This is a genomic window from Halomonas gemina (assembly GCF_023554995.1).
In the GTDB taxonomy this organism is placed as follows: Bacteria; Pseudomonadota; Gammaproteobacteria; order Pseudomonadales; family Halomonadaceae; genus Halomonas; species Halomonas gemina.
The window spans coordinates 618,041-644,072 of record NZ_JAMJPK010000001.1; the positions used below are offsets into that span (position 1 = coordinate 618,041).

Below are 26,032 nucleotides of genomic sequence, written 5' to 3' on the forward strand. Positions count from 1 at the left end.
TGGAGCCAAGCGCTGGCTTGGCACTCAAGGACCTGCCGAACCGAATCGATCCTTCGACTCGACAGGATCAGGACATCGTTTGTTCGAGGTGAGAAGCCACCTCCTCCGGGCTAACGGTGGAAAGCAGGACAGCCAGGGTCAGACGCGCCTTGCGCGCACTCAAGTCGCGAACGGGGATGGCTCCATGGGCCTGGAGACTGGCCAGACTCCCGGGGAACTCGTAGCGCGTATTGACCGGTCCTTCATGGCAGCCGGACACCACGGCAACCGGAATCCCCCCACGCGTTGCCTCACCGATGGACGCCAACCAGGTCGGCGGAACATGCCCGCGGCCGAGGCCCTCCACCACCAGCGCCTGTGCGCCGCTGGTCACCGCGGCCTCGATGAGTCGTGGGCTGGCATCCAGGTAGGCAGGGAGGATGTCGATACACGGCAGGCGATCGCCGAGGGGAAAGGGCGCTGCCCGCCGCGGGAACTGGGCGAGATGAACCCGCTGGCCATCCACGTAGCCCAGCGCACCGACATCCGGGGCACCGAAGCCGTTCAGCCGATAACTATTGAGCTTGCGGACGCTGCGTGCGGCGAAAATCGACTCGTTGAAGACGACCGTTACGCCAATGCCTTTCACACAGGGTGCTGCAGCAACGGTGATGGCATTGGCAAGGTTGCGAAAGGCATCGGTGCCCTCCTCGTGCGGGGCACGTTGCGAGCCGGTGATGACCAGGGCACACGACTGAAGCGACAGGGTGATATCGAGGAAATGGGCCGTCTCTTCCAGCGTATCGGTGCCATGCGTGATGACGATGCCGATCACGTCCGGCTCCTGCTCCAGGGCCTGACACTGACGACTGAGCGTAACTAGGTCATCTAGGCTGATGGCATTGCTGGGCTTTTGCAGTATCGAGCGAACCTCGATCTCGAGGTCCGGTGCCTGCGGCACTGCCACACGCTCCAGTAGCGACTCGCCTGACATCGCCCCGGACACGTTGAGGCCGGTCCCGCCGGGCTTGCTGGCGATCGTGCCCCCTGTGGTCAACACGATGACGCGCTGTTTGGTCATGGCATGGCACCGAATCTGGTTTGCTCGCGCCCCGATGGGCCTCTCATGCAGGTCATCTCGACGCCCTTCTCGCCCCTGAGCCTGCCTACTGATGAGACATCTGATGTCTGACGTCTTGGGTCATGCTAGACTCAGCTCATGTCGAGATGCAAGCGCCGTTTGTCACGCTCCACATTGCGCAGAGTGATGTCTCGCCACAAACGACCGGGCTCAGCACGCCAGCGAACCCTGCTCTCAGAGGCCAACGACAGCACGAGACCCTTTCATGAATACCTTCTCCACCCCGACGGCTATGCCGGAGCAGCCTGAACGCTTCGGCGGTTCCATCGAACGCAGTTCGATTGCCTTCCAGATACTGGAGCGGATCAAGTCCGCGCTGATTCGCGGTGACCTCAAGCCAGGCGACTACCTGCCCTCAGAGACCGAACTGACCCAGAGCCTGGGCATCGGCAAGTCGAGCGTTCGCGAAGCCATCAAGATGCTCCAGGCGATCGGCATCGTGGAGGTCCGCCGTGGCCATGGCACGATCATCAAGCGCGAGCCGGGGGAGCCACTGGTCGACCCCATGGCCTTCGGCATGATCCTTGCGCGCGGCATGACGCGCGACGTACTCGAGTTCCGGGCGATGTTCGAGCCCGCCTACACCCTCCAGGCGATGACCAACGCCACCGATGAGGACCACCAGCGAATCCAGATGGCCATTGACGACATGGCCGCGGCGATTGCCAACGGCGAGCAGACATCGCGCCACGATGTCAGCTTCCATCGCGCCATCCTGCATGCCACCCACAACCCGATGACCATCCGGGTCGGCCAGACGCTGCTCGAGCTGATCGAGGCGGCCCTCGAGACGTCCATGCAGACACTCCCGGAGACCGCACTCGACGATCACCAGGCGATCTATGCCGCCTTCCGGGCGGGTGATGCCGAGGGGGTTAGATGCGCTATCGAACACAGCGCGAAAAGCTGGGAAACCAACCTGACGTATCGGGATTGAGTCCGCCGGGTAAACAGGTCAAGTTGATACCGATGCGCTGAACCTGCCTACTGCCGAGCATTCCCTCTGCCGGCAATCCTACTCGTCCAGATGAACCGGTTGGCACTCGCCGAGGAATTCGATGAGGCCCTCCAGTGGCATGGGGCGCGCGAAGTAAAAGCCCTGGAAGAAATCGCAGCCATGGCTCAACAGCAGCTGGTGCTGCGCCTCATGCTCGATACCCTCGGCGACCACCTTCAACCCAAGGTGGTGCGCCATGGAGATGATGCCCTGGATGATCGCCGCATCCTCCGCATTGCGCGTCACTTCACTGACGAAACTGCGGTCGACCTTCACGGTGTCGATAGGCAGGTTCTTGAGGTAGCTGAGGCTGGAAAAGCCGGTGCCGAAGTCGTCGATGGCGACGCCCACGCCCATGGCTCTGAGAGCATGCAGCGTCTCGATGGCGCGCTCGGTGTCGTTCATCAGCACGCCTTCGGTCAGCTCCAGTGACAACTTGGGGGCCGGTAACCCGGTCACCGCCAGGGTCTGGCGCAGGTTGCCGAGAAAGCTCGAACGGCGGAACTGCAGCGGCGAGAGGTTGACCGCGACGTTGAGGCCCCCCTGGCCTGCCTCGTCGAGCAGGCGCAGATCATGGCAGGCCCTCGAGAGTACCCACTCGCTGATGGGAATGATCTGGCCGGTCTCCTCGGCCAGGGGAATGAACTGGGCGGGGGAAACATAGCCGCGCACCGGGTTGGGCCAGCGCAGCAGCGCTTCCACGCCTGCGACGCGGCCCTGGCGATCGATCAACGGCTGATAATGCAGCTCGAAGGCCTGCACATCGATCGCCTCCTGGAGCTCATTGCGCAGCGCGACGCGATCACCCAGCCGCTGGGTGATCTCGGGCGTGTACCACTGACAAGCATTGCGCCCCTGCTGCTTGGCCAGGTACATCGCCATATCGGCCTGCTGGATCAGCTCGAGGGGCTGGGAGAGCGCCGAAGTGCTGACGGCGATGCCGATGCTGCACGACAGCGACAGCTCATGTTCGCCGACCCGATAGGGCCGGGCGATGATCGAAAGCAGCCGCTCGGCCACCTGCAGCGCCTGGTCGTCAGTGTCCAGGTCGGGCAGCAGCACCACGAACTCGTCGCCGCCGAGGCGCGCCAGGGTATCCCCGCTGCGCATCGCCGCGGAGAGGCGCTTCGCGACGCCCAGCAGCAGCTGATCCCCGACCGCATGGCCGAGGCTGTCATTGATCGGCTTGAACTCATCGAGGTCGACGAAGAGCACCGCCAACAGGTGGCCGTGACGCCGGGCCAGTTGGAAATCGTGCACCAGCCGATCCTCGAGCAGCGTGCGGTTGGCCAGCCCGGTCAGCGCATCGTGGCTGGCGTGGTGCGCCAGGCGCGCCTCATAAGCCTTGCGTTCGGAGATATCATGCTGGATGCCCACGTAATGGGTGACCTGCCCCGCGTCGTCGCGCACGGGGGCGATGTAGAGATCGTTCCAGAAGGGGGTACCGTCCTTGCGGTAGTTGCACAGGGTGACATGCACTTCGCTCTGACGGGCCAGATGCTGGCGAATCTGCTCCACTGCCGTCCTGTCCGTCTCGGCGCCCTGCAGGAAACGACAGTTGCGGCCGATGACCTCCTCCCGCGAATACCCCGTCATGCTCAGGAAGGCGTCGTTGGCATAGATGATGGGCAGATCGGGCTGTCCCGCATCGGCAATCAGCACCCCGTTGATGCTGGCTTGCACTCCGCGCTCGAGAATCCGCAACCGGGTCTCGCGTTCTCGCCGCTGGGTGACGTCCTTGGCGATGCCAAAGATCCCCGTGATGCGCTGGTCGATCACGATCGGCAGATTGGTGACATCCAGGCGGCGGCGCGTGCCATCCCGATGGGGAATCTGGACGTCATAGCGGCAGGGCTCCCCGTCCACCGTGATCGCGAACTTGCGCTGAACGCGCGTCAGGTCATCGGGCTGCAGGAATTGCGAAAAGTGCCTGCCCAGGATCTGCTCGACAGGAAGACCGGTCAGCGCCGCACAATGCTCATTGGCCGTGAGGAAATGCCCCTGCAGGTCGAGCGAGAACACCGCATCCGGGTTGTAGGCGAACAGCGAACGGTAGCGCTGCTCGCTCTCCCACAGCGCGCGTCGATCCTGCTCGCGCTCCACCGCCAGCGCCACCAGGTCCACGGCCTGATGCAGCCGTTCCTGCTCGCGCTGGCTAGGCCTCGCCGGCTGCCGGTAGTAGGTCGCAAAGGTGCCCAGCAGCCGGCCATCACTGGCGATCACCGGATAGGACCAGCAGGCCCGCAGGCCCGCCTGCCTGGCCGGGTCCCTGAATCCCGTCCAGCGGGGGTCGTGCGCGAGGTCTTCGCAGACCACCAGCTCACGGTCATGGGCCGAGCTGCCGCAGGCCCCGATGCCGGCGCCGATGGGAACGCGAGCGATCGCTTCCCGATAGCTCGGCGGCAGGCTGTTACCCGCGGCCAGGTGCAGCCGCTGGCCGTCGGCGTCAGCCAGCATGATCGAGCATATGCCGCCCTGCAGCTGCCCCTCGAGCATCCGGCAGAGGGCCTCGAGCGTCTGGTCGAGGGGTGCCTCCTCGGCAATCATCGTCTGGATCGACTGCTGCTGCTCGAGCTGTTCGCGTGTCGCCATCAGGTTACGAGAGTGCCCCAGGACCAGGCGCACCAGCCCCAGGCTGACGACCACGAGATAGGTCAAGGTCAGCCCGCCCAGCCCCACGGCCGAGGGCACGACGGCGGCCTGCAGCCAGCTCGCCTCGGCACCGGGATGCACCGACGGGCTAAGCATGGGGCCCCCCGGCAAGCCGATGTGGCGTGATGCGTAGGTGGGGGCTTGCGTCACGTCACGGGACACCCTGCCCGGCGCCGTCAGCGAGATGAGCACCCACTCATCCCGGGCGAGGTTGACCTGGAAACCGCCCAGCTGAATGCGCAGCCCATGCTCCATCAGCGTAACCATGTCCAGCACGGCCACCAGCTGCTGCTCACGACGCGGCACTGCGATCGCCATGATCGCCAGCCCCGGGGCCCCGTCATCGGGCACCATCAGACGCGGTCGCGCAAAGGGCAGGTTCAACCAGTCACGCACGCGCTCGGTATCGGTCCAATGGTCCAGCCAGCGCCGCGCCGCGTCGTTGCGCGCCTGGTACCAGAGCCAATCCAGGGAGTGCTCCGGGGGCTTGCCCAGTAACCCGATGAACGCAAGGCTCGGGGTATCGCGCAGGTGGTTGGCCACATCGCGATGGAGAACCTCCGCTTCAAGCCCGCCAGCGGAGGCATCCAGCCGCTCGGCCATGCGCTGCATCAGTGCCAGGTGCGAGCCCATCACCTGCTCGGCGTTGAGTCGGACGTTGTCGAGCAGGTACTCGGCCTGCTGGGAGAGCCGCTGTTGCTGCTGCCAGCCGAGCAGGTACCACGCCAGACTGCTGACCAGCACCCCGACCAGGCCTACCGTGACGGCCGCCCGGCCCAGATCATGCGGGTGCTGGCCGGCCCCGGCACTCGCCGCCAGCATGGCGCTGCCATACATCAGCGCGAACAGCCCCACCACCAGCGGCGATGACGTCATCGCCCCCACGCCGGACGGCGGCGCCGAGAAGACCCACAATGCCCCCAAGTCGGCCAGCCCGACGACCATCTGCAGTAGCCCCGCCCACCACCAGAGGCGACGCCGCGCCGGCCGCCCCAGCCCCAGGAGCAGGCAGGCGGCCACCACCACCAGCAAGGAGGCAAGCGGTGACGACATTCGCGGCGCCCCGCTCAGCCAGGAGATGCCTGCCTGGCTACCGCCGGCCAGGGCATGGTGCAGCAGGATGACGAGCGTCAAGATCAGCAGGCCGCCACCGGCCAGCAGGCGCGCCCGGGGCCATTGCTGCACCACCGCCAGCAGGCCGGCACCGGACAAGACGGCGGCCAGCGCGGCATCCGGCACCAGCAGGGTTCTCAAGGGGTAGTGCCACCACTGCATCAGCCCGGCGAGCCCCATCAGCATGAAGGCGACCGAGACCATCAGCAGCCAGCTATCTCGGGCGATCTCACGGGTCTTGAACGGCATGAACGGTGTGCTCCCTGCGCCTTGGCAACGTGACGTCCGGATCGCTCCAGGCCCGTCGCCTCCTTGTCGTTGTATGACGGATGTTGCAATGCGTGATGCCAGGACACCAGCCTCTCAACTCATTATCTGGACCCTGCATTCCACGGTCGAGACGATGACGGCCATCCTGGTCCCTCTCCCTGGGTGACGACTCAGCCGCGGATCAACGGCAGAAGGGCCAGACCTCGAGCAGGCCGTCGCAGCGAAACTCCGCCTCGCAGGCGGCCAACTGATGCTGATAGCGCGAGGCGGTGGCGGCTACCTGGCGGGCAGCACGCTGGACAGCAGGCTTGCCGCGCCAGGAGCCCCGCCGGTAGCCGCCCTGCCCCTCGTGATAGGCCAGATAGAGATGTTCGGGATTGTCCAGCGAGACGCCGGCCATGCGCCGAGTTCGGGCGTTATACCAGCCAATGAAGTCGGTGGCATGCTTCATATGGGTGCGCCGCGCAAACAGCCGCCCCGCATCACCCTCGTATTCGCCCCACACCGGGTCCTGGGCCTGAGCGTAGCCATAGGCCGAGGAGGGCCGCGTCCAGGGAATGAATCCCAGCAGCTTTTGCCGTGGCGGCTTCACATGGCTGCGGAAACTGGACTCGCGCTCGATGAAGGCCATCTGGGTGGCGATGGGAGTCCCCCATTTCTCCTGTGAGTCATGGGCGTAGTCGTACCAGGCGGGCTGCTCGCGAAAGATTTCGCAGATATTCGCCTGGTTCTCGGGCGGCGCCGGGGCCAGCATCGCGCACCCGCTGAGCGACACCGACAGTCCGATTCCTGCCGCGAGACGCAACCAGGTCGACCGATAGCTTATGGCATTCATGATCCTCGAGTGACTCCCACGACAGTTTGCGCTGGCAGGCCATTCCGGCCAGCAGGGTTAGGCATTCTCGACGCGGCGGGCTCTGCTACCCAGGCGTGCCGGCGTCGTCACCGAGAGCCCTGATAGGGTACCTGAATATGCGAGTCGACAGGCCCCCTTGGTGGCCACGGAGCGTCGATGCCCTCAGCCACCGTGCAGCGGAGCGGCGCTCCCACTGACGGTGCTGGCACGCCCGCGGCCCTGCTGATGTTCGACCTGGACCACCTCAAGCCCATCAACGATACCGGCGGTCACGCCCTGGGCGACGGCAGGGTCGTTCAGCCTGTCGGGATTTCAGCCGCCAGATAGCGTTCGGCGAAGCCCTCGGCCGTGACCGGCCGCCCGGTGAGAAATCCCTGGATCAGGTTGACGTGGTAGCGGGCAAGCGCCTCCCGTTGGGCCTCGGTCTCCACGCCCTCGGCCACCACCTCCAGACCGAGCTCCTTCGCGAGGCCCGTCACCGCGGCGACGATGGCCGCGCTGCCAAGGCTCTCGCCCAGACCCTGAATGAAGCTGCGGTCGATCTTGAGGGTGGTTACCGGCAGATCCTGCAGATAGCTCAGCGAGGAGTAGCCGGTGCCGAAGTCGTCGATGGCGATGCGACAGTCCATCTCGCGCAGCGCCTCCAGGGTATGAATCGCCTGCTGCTGCTTGTCGAGCAGGATGCTCTCGGTGAGCTCGAAGCCGACCTGCCCCCTGGGCAGGCCATAGTCGGCATGGAGGGTGCGTACCTGGGCCACCAGGTCACTCTGCCAGAACTGGCGTGCCGAGAGGTTGACGGCGACCCGCGGCGGCGCGAGGCCCTCGGCCAGCCAGTCGCGCAGCTGGCCGGCCACCAGCCGCATCAGCCGCGCCCCCAGCGGCAGGATCAACCCCGACCGCTCGGCCAGGGGAATGAAGTCGACGGGCGAGACCTGGCCGAACGCCGGATGATGCCAACGCAGCAGGGCCTCGGCCCCTTGCAAGATGCCACTGTCGCGATCAAACAGCGGCTGATAGTTCACCTCCAACCCCTCGCCGGTTTCGGCGGTATTGCGCAGCGCCGTCTCGAGCTCCAGCCAATGATGGTCCTGCCGGTGCATCTCGGCGCGAAATAGCCGATAGGTGTTGCGCCCCTCCTGCTTGGCGCGGTACATGGCGGCATCGGCCTGGCGCACCAGAACCTCCACCTCCTCGCCGTCGTCCGGGTAGAGGCTGATCCCGAGGCTGCAGCCGACGCGGAAGACCTGCCCGCCCACCTCGAAGGGCGCGCTCACCGATTCCACCAGCCGACGCGCCACCCGGGTGACATCGTCGACCTCCTCCACGGCGTTGATCAGCACGATGAACTCATCGCCCCCCTGACGCGCCAGGGTGTCGTCCTCGCGAAGGTGCCCGCGCAGCCGCTGGGAGACCTTGACCAGCAGTTCATCGCCCACCGCATGGCCCAGGGCATCGTTGACCTGCTTGAAGTGGTCCAGGTCAAGGAAGACCACCGCCAGGCGCTGCTGATGGCGGTGGGCATGGCGAATCGCCAGGTCCAGGCGATCCTCCAGCAGGCGCCGGTTGGGCAAGCGCGTCAGGGGGTCGTAGTAGGCCAGGCGGCGCACCTGCTCTTCGTTCTCGCGGATATGGGTAATGTCGGTGAACAGTGCCGCGTAATGGGTGACCTCGCCCGGGTCATTGCGGATGGCGGTGATGGTCAGAAGCTCGAGGTAGAGCTGTCCGCTCTTGCGGCGGTTCCAGATCTCGCCGCGCCAATAGCCGTGATCCTGCAGGGTCCGCCACATGTCGCGATAGAAGTCGTCATCATGGCGCCCCGAGGAGAGCATCGCCGGGGTACGCCCCGCCGCCTCCTCCAGGCTGTAGCCGGTCATGTGCGTGAAGGCCGGATTGACGAACTCGATGCGCCCCAGGGCATCGGTGATGATGATGCCTTCCAGGGAAGCGTCGATGACCCGCTCTGCCAACTGCAGGTGCTCACGCGACTGGGCCAGTGCCTGATCGCGCTGCTCCAGGGCCTCACGAAGGTCCTCCAGATAGTAGTGCTCGGCACCGGCCAGCAGATCCTGAAAGCCCAGCAGGCCGACCACCTCGTCCTGGTCGTCGAGCACGCCCAGATGACGGACGCGTCGATCGATCAGCAGATCCCGGGCATGGATCAGCGGCGCCTCGACGCGGACCGTGAGCAACGGTCGACTGGCCAGTTCGCCGATGGCGGTGGCATCCGGATGGCGGGCCACGAATCGCACCAGGTCTCGCTCGGTGAGGATGCCGAGCGGCTGGTCGCGGCACACCACCACGGCGGCGTCGCAACCGCTGTGGCGCATGTGCTCCGCGGCTTCATTCAGCGTGAGTTCTCCCGGCAGCAGCAGGGGCCGACGGCGCATTGCACTGCCCACCTCGCGCAAGCGCAGATAGGGCTCCAGGCCCTGATTCAGCGCCATGTCGGTCTGGGAGAGGATGCCCCTGGGGGTGCCCGCATCATCCACCACCAGCAGATGGCGGCGGCGCTCGGCACTGAAGCGCAGGGCCGCTTCGCCTACCGGAGTCGCCTGGTGGATGCTGGCCACCGGGTGACTCATCACCTGGTCGATGGGGCGCCTGACGGCCTCCGGGTCGGCGAAGTCCACGAACAGGCTATCGTGTTCGGTCCAGATGCCGACCACTTGGCTGCCCCGCATCACCAGCATCGAGCTGCAACGCCGCTCGGCCATGCGCGAGGCGGCCTCGCACAGTGGCGTGTCCGGCGCACAGGACAACAGGCCTGTGTGCATGATGCGCGCTACGGGAAGGTCTGTTTTCATGACATCTCATTGATGGAAGAGGCTTGATCAATATCAAGTAAAAACCAGACAATCTACGCCGGTTGGCACAGGCAGTGAATGACGCAAACAAGCCATTTATTGATGCGGATCAATGAGATGACGATTGTCGGCCCTGAACGGCGTGCTCCACCCGTATCCACGCGAGAGGTGGCCACCGCCGGCCTGAGCCGAACGGCTGAGAGCCGCGTTGTGGGGCCCGGCGGGCTTCCCGTATAGTGTTGGAACACTCTCCCAGGCCCGCGCCCTCCTCGATGCCACAGCCACGCGTCCAGATCCGCCCTCGCCGCCGCCCTCCCCTGCATTTCCTGCCGCTGGGCGGCTGCGGCGAGATCGGCATGAACCTCAGCCTCTACGGTTATGGGGAGAGGGGCCAGCAAGACGACTGGATCGCCGTGGACTGCGGCATGATGATCCGCCAGGACCTCCCCGACAATCCGCTCCAGGTGCCGGATCTCTCCACCCTGGAGACGCTCGGGATCCAGCCTCGGGCGCTGATCATCACCCACGGCCACGAGGACCATATCGGGGCCGCCGCCTGGCTGTGGCCCAGGTGGGGCTGTCCGATCCACGCCACCCCGCTGGCTGCCGGCCTGCTGCGAGCCAAGTTCGCCGAACGCGGGCTGGCCACTGACGCCATCAGGGTCATCGAGCCCGGCGAGGCGCTGGAGTCCGGTCCCTTCACGCTGCGCTTCCTGCCGGTGACCCACTCGATTCCCGAGAGCTGCGCCCTGCTGATCGTCGCCGGCGAGCAGCGGGTGCTGCACAGCGGCGACTGGAAGCTCGACCCGGAGCCGCTGATCGGGCCGCCGATCTCGGCCGCGACCTTTCGCGCCATCGCGCCCGTGGACCTGGTGGTGGGCGACTCCACCAATGCGCCGATGCCCGGCCACTCCCGCAGCGAGGGCGAGGTCGCCGAGGCGTTGAGCCACACCATCGCCCGCTGCGAGGGTCGCGTGGTGGTGAGCTGCTTCGCCAGCAACCTGGCGCGGGTCCTGGCCATCGGCCGCGCGGCCGAACGCTGCGGCCGTAGAATCAGCCTGATGGGTCGCTCCATGGAGCGCATGGTAGGCGTGGCCAGAGGGCTAGGCTACCTGGACGACCTGCCGCCGCTGGTACCGGTGACAGACCTCGGCTATCTGCCGCCGGACGAGGTGCTGGTGATCGCCACCGGGAGCCAGGGCGAGCAGCGGGCCGCGCTGTCCCGCCTCTCCCGGGGCCGCCACCCCCATTTCGAGTTGATGGCCGGCGACACGGTGATCTTCTCCGCCAAGTCCATCCCCGGCAACGAGCGGTTGATCGAGCGCCTGAAGCGCGGCCTCAAGCACTTCGACGTGAGCATCCTCGACGATGAGAATCACCCCGAACTCCACGCCTCGGGCCATCCGGCCCAGGACGAGTTGCGCACCTTCTATGGTTGGGTGAAGCCCCGCTACCTGCTGCCGGTCCATGGCGAGCCTCGCCACCAGCAGGCCCACCGGGAGCTTGCCGAGTCCCTCGGCATCCAGGCCCCGATGACGCCGGTAAACGGGGACCTGATCCGCCTGGATGCCGAGGGGCTTTCCCTGGAGGCACGCCACCCTCAGCAGCCGCATATCGTCAGCCAGGATGCGGTTTCCGCCCTGCCCGGACTCGGGAATGGCGACGGAAGCAATCGCTCACGCCATGGCAGCCTTTATCTCGCCATCTCGGTGGCCGCTACCGACACCGGCTGGACCCGCATCGGCCGGCTGATGCTCGACGCCAGCCAGACCAGCCCCATGGACGAGACGGCCTTCGCCGACTGGCTGGACGACTGCCTGGAGGAGATCCAGGTGGACTCCCTGGCGGAATTACGCCTGGCGCTGCAGCCCCGGCTGCTCGCCTGGCTCGCCGATCACCTGCACCGGATACCCGAGGTCCACCTGCAGATACTGGCGGTGGAAGCCGAGATGCTGGGGAAATAGCACGAGTCTTCCATCGTGGGAGCGATCTTCAGATCGCGATGAGCAAGACAAGAATCGCGAAGCAAGCTTCGCTCCCACAATGTCTTCATGGCACCTTTGGGAAAGGTCGGTTAGACGCCTCAGGCCTTGCTGGCATTCTTCGGCGGACGACCACGCTTGCGCTTGGGCTGTTCGGTCACCAGGTCATCCAGGGAAAGGCCGGCCTCATTGATCTGTTCGCGGATCTCGGCGAGTTTCCTGGCCTTCTCGGCTTCCTCTTCCTGGCGCTGAACTTCCTCGTCCTTCTTCTGCTCGATCACCTCACCGATGACCTCGGCCAGCTTGTGAAGCTGTTCCATGCTCAGCTGGCGTGCCGCGGCTCGAGCCACGTTCTTGTTGCGGGCGATGCGCTCCAGGGATTCGCTGGACATTGGCGGTCTCCATGCCGAATGGTGAACAGTTGCGTTGTGTAATGACACGTCAAAAGTATATGCACCTGCGCCACATTGGCAAGAAAAGTCGCGGGAAAAAGCGGAAGAAAGAAAGGGAAAATTGCCTCGCCCTGAGGCAGGCAGACGGGCAGGATTAGCGAAATCCCGGCAGGATGTCCCTCGCCCACAAGCAAACGGGCGACACCGTGATGTCGCCCGTTTGCTTGTGGCGCCGGCTTTCACCCGGCTGCGATGACGGCTCAGCCGCCGGTCATGTTCATGAAGCGCACCACCTGGACGTCGCCGTCGGTGGTGAAGTGATGTCGCTCGGGTTTGAGCGGCATGGCGCGCACGATGGCCTGCTTGAGCGCCTCGATATCGCCGGGGTGGCGACGCAGCACGGCGCGCAGGTCCACGGAGTGCTCGTTGCCGAGGCACAGCAGCAGGCGCCCCTCCACGGTGACGCGAACCCGGTTGCAGGTGTCGCAGAAGTTGTGGCTGTGGGGTGAGATGAAGCCGACCCGGGAGTCGCTGTCGGGCATCATGAAGTAGCGGGACGGACCGAGGGTCGACTCGGTGGTGGGGATCAGTTCGTGGCGGGATTCGATCCGCTCCTGCACCTCGTCGCTGGAGCAGAAGGTCTCGGCACGGGAATGGTCCGACACGTCACCCAGCGGCATCTCCTCGATGAAGCTGATGTCGAGGCCCTCGTCACGCGCGAAGTCGACGAGATCCAGCACCTCGTCATCGTTGCGTCCCTTGAGGATCACGGCGTTGAGCTTGATGCGCTCGAACCCCGCATCGCGCGCGGCACGAATGCCGTCGATGACCTTGTGCAGGTCGCCGGTGCGGGTGAGGCGACGGAAGCGCTCGGGATCCAGGGAGTCGAGGCTGATATTGAGACGCTTGAGTCCCCCCTCGCGCAGGCGAGAGGCGAACTTGGGCAGGCTCGCGCCATTGGTGGTCATGGCGAAATCCCTGAGCCCCGGCAGCGCCCCGATATCCGCGACGAGGCGATCGATATCGCGCCGCACCAGGGGTTCGCCCCCGGTCAGGCGGACCTTCTCCACGCCCATCTCGGTGAAGGCGCGGGCGACCATCGCCAGCTCCTCCAGGGTCAGCACCTGGGCACGCGGCAGGAAGGTCATCTCCTCGCTCATGCAGTAGACGCAGCGGAAATCGCAGCGATCGGTGACCGAGATGCGCACATAGCGCACTCGCCTGCCGAAGTCGTCGATCAGCTCATCGGTCATGAAGTCTTCTCCCAGCGACGGGCATCATGATGGTCCCCGTCGCGCTCCGAAACCCAGTAGTCCCCGCTGGCGGTGTGCTCCTTCTTCCAGAAAGGGGCGCGGGTCTTGAGGTAATCCATGATGAAGTCGCAGGCCTCGAAGGCGGCGCGTCTATGGGCGCTGGCGACCACTACCAACACGATAGGGTCTGCAGGGGTGAGGCGTCCAATCCGGTGGATCACGGTCACGCCCTGCAGTGTCCAGCGGGACTCCGCCTGCTCGACGATCTCGCCGAGGGCCGCTTCGGTCATGCCGGGGTAGTGCTCCAGGGTCAGCGCCTGGACCTCGGGACGCTCGTTGAAGTCACGCACCAGGCCGGTGAAGCTCACCACCGCCCCGATATCGCTGCGTCCTTCGAGCAGGGCGCGCTGCTCGACGCCGGCATCGAAGACGCTTTGCTGCACGCGGATCATCGCTAGCCTCCGGTCACCGGGGGAAAGAAGGCGACCTCGTCGTTGTCGGTCAGCGGGGTGGCATCGCCGGCCATCACCTGATTGACGGCACACAGCACCCGCCCCTGGTCGAGCCCCTCGAAGCGCGGATCCATCGCCTTGAGGGCCGTCTTGAGGCCGGCCACGTCGGAGCTCGGCAGGCGATCGACGGGGACCGAGACGTCGCCGACTCCGAGACGCTCGCGCAGCTCGGCCAGGCACTTGACGCGGATGCAGGGAGCAGCGATGTCGCAGCGCTGCCCCACCGAGACCTCGCCTGAGGCCCCCTCGCCGGTGACGATCGGCGACGGGGCGGACTCGATGCTGGAAGGGGCCACTGCCCGCTCCCCATGGGCTTGCTCGCGCCGATAGTCGCCGGACTTGCCGCCGGTCTTGGTATCGAGGTGGATGGCGCCGATCTCCATGCCCTTGTCCACGGCCTTGCACATGTCATAGAGGGTCAGGCAGGCCACCGAGACCGCGGTCAGGGCTTCCATCTCCACCCCGGTTCGCCCGTTGAGGCGGCAGGTGGCGGTGACATACACGCAGGACTCGGGTTCGTCGAGCTCGAAGTCGATGGCGACCTTCGAGAGGGCCAGGGCATGGCAGAGCGGGATCAGCTCGTGGGTGCGCTTGGCGGCCTGGATGCCGGCGATGCGCGCCGTGGCGAGCACGTCGCCCTTGGGCAGGCCACCCTCGGAGAGTAGCGCCAGGGTCTCGGGCTGCATGCGAATCAGGCCCGAGGCGCTGGCCTCGCGGGAGCTTTCGGGCTTGTCGGCGACGTCGACCATATGGGCCTCGCCGCGCGTGTTGAGATGGGTCAGGGACGGGTTGGTCTGAGGCATGGGGGTCAGCGTCTCATGGCAGTCGATGAAGGGGTTGGATGCGCACCGTCTCGCCAGGGGTCACCCCCTCGCAGTCGTCGGTGAGCTCGATCAGGCAGTTGGCCGCCACCATCGAGGAAAGGATGCCGGAGCCCTGGGCGCCGGTGCTGCACACGTGCAGGCGGCCATCGGCGTCGGCGTGGTAGCGGCCGCGCAGGTAGTCGGTACGCCCGAGGCGGCTCTTCAAGGCCTCGTCGGCGATGGCGACCAGCCGCTCGGGGTCGTGCACCGGCCTGCCCTGCAACTTGGACAGCAGCGGCACCACGAACTGCAGGAATGTCACCATCACCGCCACCGGGTTGCCGGGCAGCCCCAGGAAGGGCACGCCGCGCTCGCCCAGCAGGCCACATGCCAGGGGGCGCCCGGGGCGGATGGCGATGCGCCAGAAGGCCAGGCGGCCGACCGCCTCCAGCGCCGCACGGGTGAAATCGGCGTGGCCCACCGACACGCCGCCGCTGGTGATCACCATGTCGGCCCGCCCGGCGGCATCGCCCAGGGCGGCGATCATGGCCTCCCGGTCGTCGGGCAAGATGCCCAGATCGATCAGCTCAGCACCCTGCTCGGCCAGCAGGCCGGCCAGGGTATAGCGGTTGGCATCGAAGATGCCGGCCGACGGCAGCGGCTCGCCGGGGGCGGTGACCTCGTCACCGGTGGAGAAGATCGCTACCCGCGGGCGACGATGCACGCCCGCCTCGGCCAGGCCCAGGGAGGCCAGCAGGCCGAGCTCGGCCGAACCCAGCCGGGTACCGGCGCGCAGCGCCGTCTGGCCCCGGCAAATGTCCTCGCCGGCCTGACGCACGTGCTGGCCTGGCCTGACGCGTTCGGGTTGGAAAACCACGACCGCCTCGCCGCGCGTCTCGAGCTGCTCGAGCATGATCACGGTATCGGCCCCCGGCGGCAGAGGCGCCCCGGTGGTGATGCGCACGCACTCCCCGGCGCCCAGCGACGCCTCGAAGCGACGTCCGGCCAGCACCTCGCCGACCACTCGCCACTCGCCAGGTGGCTCAGCATGCGAAGGCCAGGCCAGGGCGATGCCGTCCATGGCGGCGTTGGTGTTCTGGGGCACATCGATGGGCGAGACCGCGTCCTCGGCCAGCACCCGGCCGTGGAGTTCGGCCAGGGCCACCCGTTCGGCAGGCAGCGGCGCCTCGACGAGGCCGGCCAGGCGTGCGCGAGCCTCCGCCACCGGGAGCATGCGCTCACCGAGATCGAAGCAGGAGAGCGTCATGGCGCGGACTCCTCACACTGGCGCTCGCGGGGCCATTGACTGGCCGGCCAGCGGGCGGGCCAGGCGGCGATCCAGTCGGTGAGGGCCTCGAGGTCATTGAGGTCCAGCGCCTCGACGCCCTCGGGCAGCGCCAGCGCCGCGTCACTGGCCACGGCGCGCACCCAGGGGTCCTCGGCGACGCGCAGCGACTTGCCCACCTCGGGACGATAGAGCTCAAGCTTGGGCAACGGCCAGGCCTTGAAGCCCTCCACCAGCACCAGGTCGGGATGCTGGGGGCGCACCATCTCGATGAGTTCGGCCAGGTCGGCCTCCTCGCGCCCGGGGGTCTCCATCATCAGCGCCACCCGGGCGCGGGACGCCACCAGCATCGGCGAGGCACCGGCCTGGCGCAGGCGGTGGCTATCCTTGCCGGGCTGGTCGACATCGAAGGCGTGGTGGGCATGCTTGATCACCGCCACGCGCAGGCCCCGTTCGCCGAGGCGCGGCAGCAGCTGCTCCAGCAGGGTGGTCTTGCCGGTACCGCTCCAGGCGGCGATGCCAAGCAGTGGCAGGTCGTCGTCGAAGGGGAGGCGCGGCGGTACGGCATTGCCCAGGGCGCGCTCAAGCCGCTGCTTCTCGTCATCGGTATTGAGGTTGGCGAAGGCGTCCGGGCAGTCGCTGACGTCCACCCGACACCAGGCGTGGCGGGCATACCAGCGGTCGATCTTGCGCTCGCCGTCGGCCAGCGCCGCCGCCAGGTCATCAACCAGGGCGGTACGAATCAGCGCCACCACCGGATGCAGCCGCTCACCGTCGAAGGCCACGGCGATATCGTACTCGCCTTCGCTCCTGCAAACAGCGGCCACCATCCGGTCCACCAAATCCCGGGGCAACGCAGGGCTGTCGCAGGGCACCACCAGCAGCCAGGGCGTGGTTGCGGCACGCAGGCCGCTGTAGATGCCCATCAGCGGGCCCTGGAAGCCGCCTTCGGCATCCTGGATCACGCGATCGGCCAGCGGCCCATAGGCCTCGGCATTGCGATTGGCGTTGATCAGCACCTCGGCAACGCGCCCCGCCAGGCGTTCGCGAACATGCGCCACCAGCGGTCGCCCGGCGAAGGGTTCAAGCCCCTTGTCGCGACCGCCCATCCGGCGCCCCTGGCCGCCGGCCAGGATCAAGCCGGTAAAGTCGTCTCGGGTGATCATCCAATGGCGCTCCTGACGAATCGGTCATGTTATGAGTCATGATGCCTCAGCCCGGCGGCGGGTGCCATGCCGGCCCTCCACGCTGGCGCCCTGCCCTGACACCGGTCAAGCCGTGGCTTATACCCGTGTCTCCAAGGAGGTACACTATGTTGAAAATATTCCACGAATGCGGCAACAACCGCGGTAAGGACCGATCCATGGAAGAGGCATTCGATGTAGGCGCCCGACTCAAGCAGCTGCGGCTCTCACGTGGGCTGTCACAGCGCGAACTGGCCAAGCGGGCCGGGGTCACCAACAGCACGATCTCGCTGGTCGAGCAGAACAACGTCAGCCCCTCGGTGAGTTCGCTGAAGAAGATACTCGACGCCCTGCCAGTGTCGATCAGCGCCTTCTTCGCCGGGGACGAACCCAGCCAGCCGCAGTCCTTCTATCGCCGGGGCGAACTGACCGATATCGGCGATGGCAAGCTTTCCTGGCGGCTGGTGGCTGCCCGGCGCCCCGACCGGCGCATGTCGATCATCCACGAACACTACCCGCCCGGGGCCGACAGCGGCGAGGAGATGCTGGAACACGACGGCGAGGAAGGCGGCGTGGTGATCTCGGGGCAGATCGAGATCACCGTGAACGGCGAGGTGGGAGTGCTGAGTGCCGGCGACGCCTACTACTTCGACTCCCGCCTGCCCCACCGCTTCCGCAACCCCGGCGACGAGGAGTGCGTGATCGTCAGCGCCAGCACCCCGCCGACCTTCTCCGACGCGGGCCAGGAGATGCATCACGCCTGAGCGAGATCACTCCTCCTCGGCGCGGGGCAGTACCCAGTTGAGGATGATGCCGACCAGGGCGGCGAGGCTGACCCCCTGCAGGGTGAACTGGCCATTGCCGAACTGCATGCCACCGATGCCGAAGACCAGCACCAGGGAGACCACCACCAGGTTGCGCGGCGCGGTGAGCGGCTTGCCAGCCCGCACCAGGGTGTTCATGCCGACCACGGCGATGGAACCGAAGAGCAGGGTCATGATGCCGCCCATCACCGGACCGGGGATGGTCTGCAGCAGCGCACCGAGCTTGCCGACGAAGGCCAGGACGATGGCGATGCAGGCGGCGACCACCATGATCCGGGGGTTGAAGGCACGGGTCAGGGTCACGGCACCGGTGACCTCGGAGTAGGTGGTGTTGGGCGGCCCGCCGAACAGCGCCGCTGCGGTGGTGGCCAGGCCGTCGCCCAGCAGGGTGCGATGCAGGCCGGGCTTCTCCAGGTAGTTCCTGCGCGTCACCGAGCCGATGGCGACCATGTCACCGATATGCTCCACCGCCGGGGCGATGGCGACCGGGATCATGAAGAGGATCGCCGCCCAGTGAAAACTCGGCGCGGTGAACGACGGCAGCGACAGCCAGGCGGATTCCTGCACCGGGGTGAAGTCCACCACGCCCATCAGCAGCGCCAGCACGTAGCCCGTGACGATACCGCCCATGATCGGGATCAGGCGGATCAGGCCGCGGCCGAACACCGCCAGCACCAGGGTAACCAGCAGGCTGGCCATGGAGAGGAAGATCGCCGCGCCATAGCCGATGTTCTCGCTGGTCTCGCCGGTGGCCATGTCCACGGCCACCGGGGCCAGGGCCAGGCCGATCACCATGATCACCGGCCCCACCACCACCGGGGGCAGCAGCCGATGCAGCCAGGCGGTGCCCTTGAGGCGCACGAACTGGGAGATCACCACATAGACCAGGCCGGCGGCCATCAGCCCTCCCAGGGTGGCGGGAATGCCGTAGTTCGCGACCGACCCCTGGATGGGCGCGATGAAGGCAAACGACGAGGCCAGGAAGACCGGCACGCTGACCCGGGTCACGCCATGGAAGATCAGGGTGCCGATGCCCGCCGTGAACAGCGCCACATTGGGATCCAGCCCGGTGAGCAGCGGCACCAGCACCAGGGCGCCGAAGGCCACGAAGAGCATCTGCGCCCCGGTGAGCAGGGTGCGCAACGGGGTGTCGGTTGGCATGGCGGCCGCCGTCGTGTCGGTCATGGTCAAGGGCTCCGAGAAGGTCGAGGGGAACGGGTCGCGCGGCATTCTACCAGCCTGGCTGCCCCGGGCTACCGCACACCGCTCCCTTCTTTCAACCCTCCTCTGCCTCCAGGTACTCCTGCAGGCGTGCCTCGGCCTGGTCGTCGAAGAGGATCTCGCAGGCTTCGCGCAGTCCTGGCGAGTGGCGGATGCTCTCCTCGGGCACCACCAGCGAGACCTTGGCGCGGCGCCTCAGGAAGTCCTCGAGCTTGGTCACCATCTCGCGGCGCCTGGCCAGTTTCAGTTCGCAGCGCAGGTATTCGGTGCCCTCGATGAGCACCTCGCCCTGGCGCGGGTCCTGGCGGATGTCCTCGAGCATCTCCAGCGCCTGGGCGCCATAGCGGCGCCAGAGTCGGGTGCTGAGCGGCTCGGAGGCCTCGGCGCTGGTCATGGCATCCAGGTCCATCAGCCGCGCCTGGTGCATGAAGGCCTCGCGAACCGAGGCATCGGGCTCGCCGTACCAGCGAAACGCCGGATACGGGATCTCGATGCCGAGCCGGCGCACCTCCTCCACCACCTCCTCGCCGACATTGAGACAGTCGGTCAGCTTGCCACCGAAGATGCTCAGGTGACGCCGCTCGCTGTCGATATCGATGGCATGCTTGCGCGACAGGTTGAGGAAATCCCGATCGCCGCTACCGCTGGGCTTGACCGCCAGGGGACGCACGCCGCAGCGCGTGGCGATGATGTCCTCCTTGCCCAGCGGCGTCGCGAGTTCGAGTCGCGTGTTGATGTTGTCGAGCACGAAGCGGATATCGTCTTCTGTGGCGCCGACCTCCGGCTTCTCGACCCGGGTATCGGTGGTGCCGATACAGGTGCGCGGCCCCATGGGGATGACGAAGAAGAGTCGACCATCGTCGGCGAAGAAGGCCAGAACGCGCTTGCTGTCGGTCAGCCGCGGCACGATCAGATGGATGCCCTTGGAGAAGACGTGATGGTGGACGGTCTGCTGCCCCGAGAGGCTGTTGTGCTGGTCGACCCAGGGGCCCGCCGCATTGATGAGCACCCTGGAGCGAATCTCGAAGGTACTGTCATCGGTACGGTCCCGGACCCTGGTGACCCAGAGGTCGCCCTCGCGACGCGCCCCCAGCGACTCGACGTAGTTGGCCGCCACGGTGCCGAAATCCAGCGCGCCACGCACGAAATTGAAGACGAAACGCGCATCGTTGTCGTGCAGGTAGGCATCGGAATATTCGAAGCCTCCCTGAGCATTGCGGGTATTGATGATCGGCTCCCGCGCCTTGATCCCCTCGGGTCGCAGATAGTTCGGCATGCGCGTGAAGGCACTGCCCATCAGCCAATAGAGCCAGGTACCGGCCCAGGGATAGAGCGGATGATGGCGAAAGCCCTTGTTGATGGTGGTCAGGAAGCGGATCTCCTGGACCGTGGAGGGGTAGCTTCTGATCAGGTGGTTGCGGCTCTTGCACAGCTTGCGCACCAGCTTGAAGTCGCCGCTCTCCATGTACTTGATACCCCCCCACACCAGGTTGGAGGAGTGCATGCTGGTGCTGCCGGCGAAATCACCGCGATCGATCAGCGCGACCCTGGCCCCCTTTCCGCTCAGCGCCGCCGCCGCCGAGGCCCCATTGATGCCGCCCCCGATGACCAGCGCATCGAAGGTCTGGCCAGGGAGCTTGCGGATATTGTTCTCTCTGAGTTGCATGTCTGGCCCTTCTTCAAAGCAACAGGCCCCGCTCGGTATGCACCGAGCGGGGCCATCCCGTTCAGGCAACCGGTTACACGATCTTGAACGGCCCCGGGAGCGCCCGGGGCAAGGTCGGGCGGGTCATGCGACCCGCCAACTCATCACTCGCGAGAACCGGCAGCCATCCATGCCTCCATCATCTCGTCGTAGGGCACGGTGGTGCCCTGCGGCATCTCGTCATCCAGCTTCGCCTTGGGCGAACCTTCCTGGTCGAGCCAGTACTGGGGGTCACGCTCCTCGTTGAGGTTGGGGGCATAGGTCGTGAAGACCTTGGCCCGCGCCAGGCGCGCCATGATGCTGTCGAGATCCCCGGCGAGGTTGTCCAGCGCTTCCTTCGGCGAAATATCGCCGCTGACGGCCGGTGCCAGGTTCTGCCACCACAGCGGCGCCATGCGCGGATAGTCCGGCACGTTGGTGGAGGACGGCGTCCAGTTGGACTCGTTGGGGCTGCGGTAGAACTCCACCAGGCCGCCGAGCTTGGGCGCCATCTCGCTCATCTGGTCGGAGAAGACATCCGACTCGCGGATCGGCGTGAGGCCCTCCATGAGCTTCTCCAGCGATACCGTCTTGGAGACGGTGAACTGGGCGAACAGCCAGGCGGCGGTGCGGCGATCCTCCGGGGTGGAATCGAAGAAGGTCCAGGACCCCACATCCTGATAGCCGACCTTCATGCCCTCCTCCCAGTACGGCCCGGTGGGCGACGGCGCCATGCGCCACTTGGGATTGCCCTCCTCGTCGGTGACCGGCAGATCAGGGGCGGTCATGTCCGCGGTGAAGGCGGTGTACCAGAACATCTGCTGGGCGATCTGGCCCTGGGCAGGAACCGGGCCGGCCTCGCCGAAGGTCATGCCGCTGGCCTCGGGCGGGGCGTACTTCTCGAGCCAGTCCACCATCTTGGTCACGGCGAACACCGAGGCCGGCGAGTTGGTGGCGCCGCCGCGAGAGACGCTGGCGCCGACCGGTTCGCTCTGTTCGTTGACGCGAATGCCCCAGTCATCCACCGGATTGCCGAAGGGCACACCGGGACTGCCCATGCCGGCCATGGAGAGCCAGGAGTCATGGAAGCGCCAGCCCAGCGACGGGTCGCGACGGCCGTAGTCCATGTGGCCATAGACCTGGGTACCGTCGATCTCGCCGACGTGCTCGGTGAAGAACTCGGCGATGTCCTCGTAGGCGGTCCAGTTGGTCGGCACGCCCAGGTCATAGCCGTAGATGTCGCGGAACTGCTCCTGGAGGTCCTCGCGCTGGAACCAGTCGTAGCGGAACCAGTAGAGGTTGGCGAACTGCTGGGTGGGTAGCTGGTAGATGCTGCCATCCGGGCCGGTGCCATACTGCAGGCCGATGAAGTCATCGAGATCCAGGGTGGGCAGGGTGTAGTCGGCCCACTCGTTCTCCATGGCATTGGAGATGTTGACGGTGGTGCCGTAACGGATATGGGTGCCGATGGCGTCGGAGTCGTTGACGTAGCCATCGTAGATGTTGCGACCCGACTGCATCTGGGTCTGCATGTTGTTGACCACATCACCCTCGCCGATGATGTTGTGGGTCACCTCGATGCCGGTCAGCTCAGAGAACGCCTCGGCCAGCACGTCCCGCTCGTAGATATGCGTGGTCAGGCCCTCGGCGACGGTGTTGATCTCCATGTCGCGGAAGGGCTCGGCCGCCTTGGCGAACCACATCAGTTCCTCGATCTGCTCCTCACGGGAGAGCGTCGAGTTCTGGAAGTGTTCATCGACCAGGCGTTCGGCGATGGCGCGCGCATCATGATCGTCGGCGTGCAGGGCTGGACTTGCCAGCATGACACCGGCCGCCAGTAGAGAGAGTCGCATTGTTGTCGCTTTCATATTGACCTCTTTGGTTGTCGTCGTCCGTCCCTGGACATTCGGCTCCATGCGTTTCTGTCAGCCCCAGCGCATCAGGATCAGTAGCCAGAGCACCGATGCCCCCAGAGCCAGCCAGATGCTGAGCGGGGTGAAGCCCACCACCACAAGGTGGATATAGGCCGCGCAGAGCAGCCCGATGAAGAGCCTATCGCCGCGGGTGGTCGAGATGGGCAGGAAGCCCTTGCGCTCGACCGTCGGCGAGATGACCTCCCAGGCCGTCATGCCGGCCAGCATGGCGGCGATGACCGCGAAGAAGATCGTGGTGGGGGTGGTCCAGACCATCCATTCCATGTCGCGTCCTCCTCAGGTCCGGCCCAGGGCAAAGCCCTTGGCGATGTGGTTGCGAACGAAATAGACCACCACGATGCCCGGCAATATCGTCAAGGTGCCGGCGGCGGCCAATGCCCCCCAGTCGATCCCCGAGGCGCCCTTGGTCTGGGTCATCACCGAGGCGATGGGCTGGGCGCCGGTGGAGGTCAGGGTGCTGGCCAGCAGCAGCTCGACCCAGGAGAACATGAACAGGAAGAACAGGGTCACGCCGATCCCCGAGCTGATCATGGGGATGAAGATCTTCACGAAGAACTTCGGGAAGCTGTAGCCATCGATGAAGGCCGTCTCGTCGATCTCCTTGGGTACCCCGCTCATGAAGCCCTCGAGGATCCACACCGCCAGCGGGATATTGAACAGGCAGTGGGCCAGCGCCACCGCGACATGGGTGTCGAACAACCCGACGGTGTAGTAGAGCTGGAAATAGGGCAGCAGGAAGACGGCCGGCGGCGCCATCAGATTGGTCAGCAGCCAGAAGAACAGGTGCTTGTCGCCGATGAACTTGTAGCGGCTGAAGGCATAGGCGGCCGGCAGCGCCACCGCGATGCTGATCAGCATGTTCATCAGCACGTAGGTGATCGAGTTCACGTAGCCCATGTACCAGCTGGACTCGGTGAGGATCTTGGCATAGTGCTCGAAGGTGAACGCCTCGGGCCACAGGGTCAGTCCGCCGAGGATCTCGGTGTTGGACTGGAAGGACATGTTGAGCAGCCAGTAGATCGGCAACAGCACGAAGACGATATAGGCGGTCATGAGCCCCCGGCGACGCCACTGGCGGGAGGCCGGGCGCGCCTTGCGACGACGCCGGTTGTCGGCGGCCGCAGCGCGCTGGCGAACGGCCTCGGGGGTGGTGGGCAATGCATCACTCATGTCATGCCTCCTGGTTGTTGTCGTCTTTCTGCATGTTCATGATCGCGGTGTAGAACACCCAGGTGACCAGCAGGATGATCAGGAAGTAGATCAGCGAGAAGGCCGCCGATGGCCCCAGGTCCTGCTGGCCGATAGCCATGGTCGTCAGCGACTGGCTGAGGAAGGTGGTGGAGCTGCCGGGGCCCCCGCCGGTAAGCACGAAGGGCTCGGCGTAGATCATGAAGGAGTGCATGAAGCGCAACAGCACCCCGATCACCAGCACGTTGGTGAGCTTGGGCAGCTGGATATAGCGGAACACGGCCCACTTCGAGGCACGGTCGATACGCGCCGCCTGGTAGTAGGCATCGGGGATCGAGCGCAGGCCGCTGAAGCACAGCAAGGCGATCAGCGGTGTCCAGTGCCAGACATCCATCAGGATAATGGTCGCCCAGGCATCCACCGGGCTCGACGTGATGTTGTAGCCATAGCCGAGCTCACGCAGGCTCCAGCCCATCAGGCCGATATCGCCCCGGGTGAAGATCTGCCAGATGCTGCCCACCACGTTCCAGGGAATCAGCAGCGGCATGGTGACGAGTATCAGCACCGCCGAGGCCTGCCAGCCCTTCTTGGGCATGATCAGGGCGATGCCGATCCCCAGCGGCACCTCGATGGCCAGCACGGTCAGCGAGAAGGCGAACTGTCTCAGCACGGCCGCCTGAAGGGCCGGGTCGTTGAGCATCACCTTGAACCACTCGGTGCCCGTGAAGAAGCGTGTATTGGCATCGAAGACATCCTGGACCGAGTAGTTCACCACGGTCATCAGCGGGATGACGGCCGAGAAGGCCACCAGCAGCAGCATGGGCAGGATCAGCCACCATGCCCGGTTGTTGTAGACCTTATTCATGGTCGATCTCCACGCGGTATTCGTCGACGTAAAGGCCGAGTCGCTCATCGGGGAAGCGCAGCCATGCCTTGCCGGTTGGCGTCACCTGGTCCTCCTCGATGCGCGCCTTGAGGGCAATGCTGCCCAGCGTCAGGTAGACGATCGAGTAGGTCCCCAGGTCCTGGGCATGATCCACCCGGGCCTCCATGCCGCCCTCGACCGGCGCGTCGTGCACCTCGATGAACTCGGGACGGATACCCAGCTTGATGTGAGTCGAGCGGGCACCGGCCACGGCGTCATGGACGCCCTGCCCGACCGCCAGCTCGATATCACCGGCCATCACGCGCCCGTCACGGGACGTCACCTCCAGGAAGTTCATGCCCGGGCTGCCGATGAAGTAGCCGACGAAGGTGTGATTGGGCCTCTCGAAGAGTTCCCTGGGCGTGCCGAACTGCACCACCTGGCCCTCGTACATCACGGCGATCTTGTCAGCGAAGGTGGAGGCCTCGAGCTGGTCGTGGGTCACGTAGACCATGGTGATCTCGAAGCGCTGGTGGATCTCCTTGAGCTTGCGGCGCAGCTTCCACTTGAGCTGGGGGTCGATGACGGTGAGCGGCTCGTCGAAGAGGATCGCCGAGACGTCCTCGCGCACCAGCCCCCGGCCCATGGAGACCTTCTGCTTCTCGTCGGCGGTGAGGTTCTTGGCCTTGCGCTTGAGCTGGGCGGTGAGCTCCAGCACCTCGGCGACTTCCATGACGCGCTCATGGACCCGGGCCTCGGGGGTCTTCACGTTGCGCAGCGGAAAGGCCAGGTTGTCGTAGACCGTCATGGTGTCGTAGATGACGGGGAACTGGAAAACCTGGGCGATGTTGCGCGCCTCGGGGGGCAGGGCATTGACCACCTCGCCGTCGAAGAGCACCTCGCCGCTGGAGGGTTCCAGCAGGCCGGAGATGATGTTGAGCAGGGTCGACTTGCCGCAGCCCGAGGGCCCGAGCAGCGCATAGGCTCCCCCCTGGTGCCAGACGTGGTCCATCTCGCGGATGGCATAGTCCTCGGGCGACCGGGGGTCGGGCAGATAGGTATGGGCCAGGGCTTTCAGGGTGATCTCTGCCAT

The 26,032-nt window shown here is 65.9% G+C and carries 20 protein-coding genes and 2 pseudogenes; 4 read left to right on the forward strand and 18 right to left on the reverse strand.

Features of this window, described 5'->3' with window-relative positions; translation table 11 throughout:
* Positions 1-67: 67 nt before the first annotated feature.
* Positions 68-1,060 (reverse strand): asparaginase, encoded by a 993-nt coding sequence (locus tag M8009_RS03085; RefSeq protein ID WP_250059294.1) that lies wholly within the window; start codon positions 1,058-1,060, stop codon positions 68-70.
* A 265-nt stretch (positions 1,061-1,325) separates the two neighbouring features.
* Here M8009_RS03085 and M8009_RS03090 point away from each other — a divergent pair, with 265 nt between their 5' ends.
* The gene (locus tag M8009_RS03090) at positions 1,326-2,057 is read left to right on the forward strand and encodes a FadR/GntR family transcriptional regulator (protein ID WP_250059295.1); all 732 of its coding nucleotides are present in this window, start codon (positions 1,326-1,328) and stop codon (positions 2,055-2,057) included.
* A gap of 78 nt (positions 2,058-2,135) precedes the next feature.
* On the opposite strand, the gene M8009_RS03095 is transcribed toward M8009_RS03090, so the two are convergent.
* A complete protein-coding gene (locus M8009_RS03095) occupies positions 2,136-6,131 on the reverse strand; it encodes an EAL domain-containing protein (RefSeq protein WP_250059296.1) in 3,996 nt (1,331 codons plus the stop codon).
* Between the two features lie 202 nt (positions 6,132-6,333).
* Complete coding sequence (locus M8009_RS03100; RefSeq protein ID WP_430886881.1) at positions 6,334-6,927, reverse strand: transglycosylase SLT domain-containing protein; 594 nt, start codon at positions 6,925-6,927, stop codon at positions 6,334-6,336.
* Positions 6,928-7,215: 288 nt separating this feature from the next.
* Here M8009_RS03100 and M8009_RS19300 point away from each other — a divergent pair.
* Positions 7,216-7,293, forward strand: a pseudogene (locus tag M8009_RS19300) (diguanylate cyclase domain-containing protein); the annotation flags it as partial.
* 11 nt (positions 7,294-7,304) lie between these two features.
* Here the strand turns inward: M8009_RS19300 and M8009_RS03110 are convergent.
* Complete coding sequence (locus tag M8009_RS03110) at positions 7,305-9,812, reverse strand: EAL domain-containing protein (protein ID WP_250059298.1); 2,508 nt, start codon at positions 9,810-9,812, stop codon at positions 7,305-7,307.
* Positions 9,813-10,168: 356 nt separating this feature from the next.
* Between M8009_RS03110 and M8009_RS03115 the strand changes: the two genes are divergently transcribed.
* The gene (locus M8009_RS03115) at positions 10,169-11,776 is read left to right on the forward strand and encodes a ribonuclease J (RefSeq protein WP_250059479.1); all 1,608 of its coding nucleotides are present in this window, start codon (positions 10,169-10,171) and stop codon (positions 11,774-11,776) included.
* Positions 11,777-11,895: 119 nt separating this feature from the next.
* Here the strand turns inward: M8009_RS03115 and M8009_RS03120 are convergent, their stop codons facing one another.
* From M8009_RS03120 to mobA, 7 genes and pseudogenes are all read right to left on the reverse strand, one after another.
* On the reverse strand, positions 11,896-12,186 hold the full coding sequence (locus M8009_RS03120; protein WP_133633719.1) for an H-NS family histone-like protein: 291 nt from the start codon (positions 12,184-12,186) through the stop codon (positions 11,896-11,898).
* A gap of 260 nt (positions 12,187-12,446) precedes the next feature.
* The gene (gene moaA / locus M8009_RS03125; RefSeq protein ID WP_250059299.1) at positions 12,447-13,439 is read right to left on the reverse strand and encodes a GTP 3',8-cyclase MoaA; all 993 of its coding nucleotides are present in this window, start codon (positions 13,437-13,439) and stop codon (positions 12,447-12,449) included.
* A complete protein-coding gene (moaE, locus tag M8009_RS03130) occupies positions 13,436-13,891 on the reverse strand; it encodes a molybdopterin synthase catalytic subunit MoaE (protein WP_250059300.1) in 456 nt (151 codons plus the stop codon). The genes moaA and moaE overlap by 4 nt, the downstream gene beginning before the upstream one ends.
* A 2-nt stretch (positions 13,892-13,893) precedes the next feature.
* On the reverse strand, positions 13,894-14,754 hold the full coding sequence (moaC, locus tag M8009_RS03135) for a cyclic pyranopterin monophosphate synthase MoaC (protein WP_250059301.1): 861 nt from the start codon (positions 14,752-14,754) through the stop codon (positions 13,894-13,896).
* A gap of 13 nt (positions 14,755-14,767) precedes the next feature.
* Entirely contained in the window at positions 14,768-16,021 is a 1,254-nt protein-coding gene (gene moeA / locus M8009_RS03140; protein ID WP_250059302.1) for a molybdopterin molybdotransferase MoeA, read from the reverse strand.
* On the reverse strand, positions 16,018-16,614 hold the full coding sequence (gene mobB / locus M8009_RS03145; protein WP_250059480.1) for a molybdopterin-guanine dinucleotide biosynthesis protein B: 597 nt from the start codon (positions 16,612-16,614) through the stop codon (positions 16,018-16,020). The genes moeA and mobB overlap by 4 nt, the downstream gene beginning before the upstream one ends.
* Positions 16,612-17,205 (reverse strand): annotated as a pseudogene (gene mobA, locus M8009_RS03150) (molybdenum cofactor guanylyltransferase MobA); the annotation flags it as partial. The gene mobB and the pseudogene mobA, both read right to left, overlap by 3 nt.
* Before the next feature lie 197 nt (positions 17,206-17,402).
* On the opposite strand from mobA, the gene M8009_RS03155 reads away from it, so the two are divergent.
* Positions 17,403-17,987, forward strand: a complete 585-nt coding sequence (locus tag M8009_RS03155) for a cupin domain-containing protein (protein WP_250059303.1) — start codon at positions 17,403-17,405, stop codon at positions 17,985-17,987.
* Between the two features lie 6 nt (positions 17,988-17,993).
* Here M8009_RS03155 and M8009_RS03160 read toward each other — a convergent pair whose 3' ends face one another.
* From M8009_RS03160 to M8009_RS03190, 7 genes are all read right to left on the reverse strand, one after another.
* Positions 17,994-19,232, reverse strand: coding sequence for a uracil-xanthine permease family protein (locus M8009_RS03160; protein WP_250059304.1), 1,239 nt, complete (start codon positions 19,230-19,232; stop codon positions 17,994-17,996).
* 91 nt (positions 19,233-19,323) lie between these two features.
* Positions 19,324-20,934 carry a glycerol-3-phosphate dehydrogenase/oxidase gene (locus M8009_RS03165; RefSeq protein ID WP_250059305.1) on the reverse strand — a complete coding sequence of 537 codons (1,611 nt, stop codon included), beginning with the start codon at positions 20,932-20,934 and terminating at the stop codon, positions 19,324-19,326.
* A gap of 143 nt (positions 20,935-21,077) precedes the next feature.
* Positions 21,078-22,820 carry an ABC transporter substrate-binding protein gene (locus tag M8009_RS03170; protein WP_430886882.1) on the reverse strand — a complete coding sequence of 581 codons (1,743 nt, stop codon included), beginning with the start codon at positions 22,818-22,820 and terminating at the stop codon, positions 21,078-21,080.
* Between the two features lie 57 nt (positions 22,821-22,877).
* Positions 22,878-23,150 (reverse strand): DUF2160 domain-containing protein, encoded by a 273-nt coding sequence (locus M8009_RS03175; protein ID WP_250059307.1) that lies wholly within the window; start codon positions 23,148-23,150, stop codon positions 22,878-22,880.
* 12 nt (positions 23,151-23,162) lie between these two features.
* Positions 23,163-24,056, reverse strand: coding sequence for a carbohydrate ABC transporter permease (locus tag M8009_RS03180; protein ID WP_430886883.1), 894 nt, complete (start codon positions 24,054-24,056; stop codon positions 23,163-23,165).
* A gap of 1 nt (position 24,057) precedes the next feature.
* Positions 24,058-24,939 (reverse strand): carbohydrate ABC transporter permease, encoded by an 882-nt coding sequence (locus M8009_RS03185; protein WP_250059308.1) that lies wholly within the window; start codon positions 24,937-24,939, stop codon positions 24,058-24,060.
* Positions 24,932-26,032: an ABC transporter ATP-binding protein gene (locus M8009_RS03190; protein ID WP_250059309.1), complete on the reverse strand. Its 1,101-nt coding sequence runs from the start codon at positions 26,030-26,032 to the stop codon at positions 24,932-24,934. The genes M8009_RS03185 and M8009_RS03190 overlap by 8 nt, the downstream gene beginning before the upstream one ends.

What these genes read in the sequence shown, in the direction of transcription:
- M8009_RS03085 (WP_250059294.1), bottom strand. Translation starts at nt 1,060, where the DNA reads ATGACCAAACAGCGCGTCATCGTGTTGACCACAGGGGGCACGATCGCC.
- M8009_RS03090 (WP_250059295.1), top strand. Translation starts at nt 1,326, where the DNA reads ATGAATACCTTCTCCACCCCGACGGCTATGCCGGAGCAGCCTGAACGC.
- M8009_RS03095 (WP_250059296.1), bottom strand. Translation starts at nt 6,131, where the DNA reads ATGCCGTTCAAGACCCGTGAGATCGCCCGAGATAGCTGGCTGCTGATG.
- M8009_RS03110 (WP_250059298.1), bottom strand. Translation starts at nt 9,812, where the DNA reads ATGAAAACAGACCTTCCCGTAGCGCGCATCATGCACACAGGCCTGTTG.
- M8009_RS03115 (WP_250059479.1), top strand. Translation starts at nt 10,169, where the DNA reads ATGAACCTCAGCCTCTACGGTTATGGGGAGAGGGGCCAGCAAGACGAC.
- M8009_RS03120 (WP_133633719.1), bottom strand. Translation starts at nt 12,186, where the DNA reads ATGTCCAGCGAATCCCTGGAGCGCATCGCCCGCAACAAGAACGTGGCT.
- moaA (WP_250059299.1), bottom strand. Translation starts at nt 13,439, where the DNA reads ATGACCGATGAGCTGATCGACGACTTCGGCAGGCGAGTGCGCTATGTG.
- moaE (WP_250059300.1), bottom strand. Translation starts at nt 13,891, where the DNA reads ATGATCCGCGTGCAGCAAAGCGTCTTCGATGCCGGCGTCGAGCAGCGC.
- moaC (WP_250059301.1), bottom strand. Translation starts at nt 14,754, where the DNA reads ATGCCTCAGACCAACCCGTCCCTGACCCATCTCAACACGCGCGGCGAG.
- moeA (WP_250059302.1), bottom strand. Translation starts at nt 16,021, where the DNA reads ATGACGCTCTCCTGCTTCGATCTCGGTGAGCGCATGCTCCCGGTGGCG.
- M8009_RS03155 (WP_250059303.1), top strand. Translation starts at nt 17,403, where the DNA reads ATGGAAGAGGCATTCGATGTAGGCGCCCGACTCAAGCAGCTGCGGCTC.
- M8009_RS03160 (WP_250059304.1), bottom strand. Translation starts at nt 19,232, where the DNA reads ATGACCGACACGACGGCGGCCGCCATGCCAACCGACACCCCGTTGCGC.
- M8009_RS03165 (WP_250059305.1), bottom strand. Translation starts at nt 20,934, where the DNA reads ATGCAACTCAGAGAGAACAATATCCGCAAGCTCCCTGGCCAGACCTTC.
- M8009_RS03170 (WP_430886882.1), bottom strand. Translation starts at nt 22,820, where the DNA reads ATGAAAGCGACAACAATGCGACTCTCTCTACTGGCGGCCGGTGTCATG.
- M8009_RS03175 (WP_250059307.1), bottom strand. Translation starts at nt 23,150, where the DNA reads ATGGAATGGATGGTCTGGACCACCCCCACCACGATCTTCTTCGCGGTC.
- M8009_RS03180 (WP_430886883.1), bottom strand. Translation starts at nt 24,056, where the DNA reads ATGAGTGATGCATTGCCCACCACCCCCGAGGCCGTTCGCCAGCGCGCT.
- M8009_RS03185 (WP_250059308.1), bottom strand. Translation starts at nt 24,939, where the DNA reads ATGAATAAGGTCTACAACAACCGGGCATGGTGGCTGATCCTGCCCATG.
- M8009_RS03190 (WP_250059309.1), bottom strand. Translation starts at nt 26,032, where the DNA reads ATGGCAGAGATCACCCTGAAAGCCCTGGCCCATACCTATCTGCCCGAC.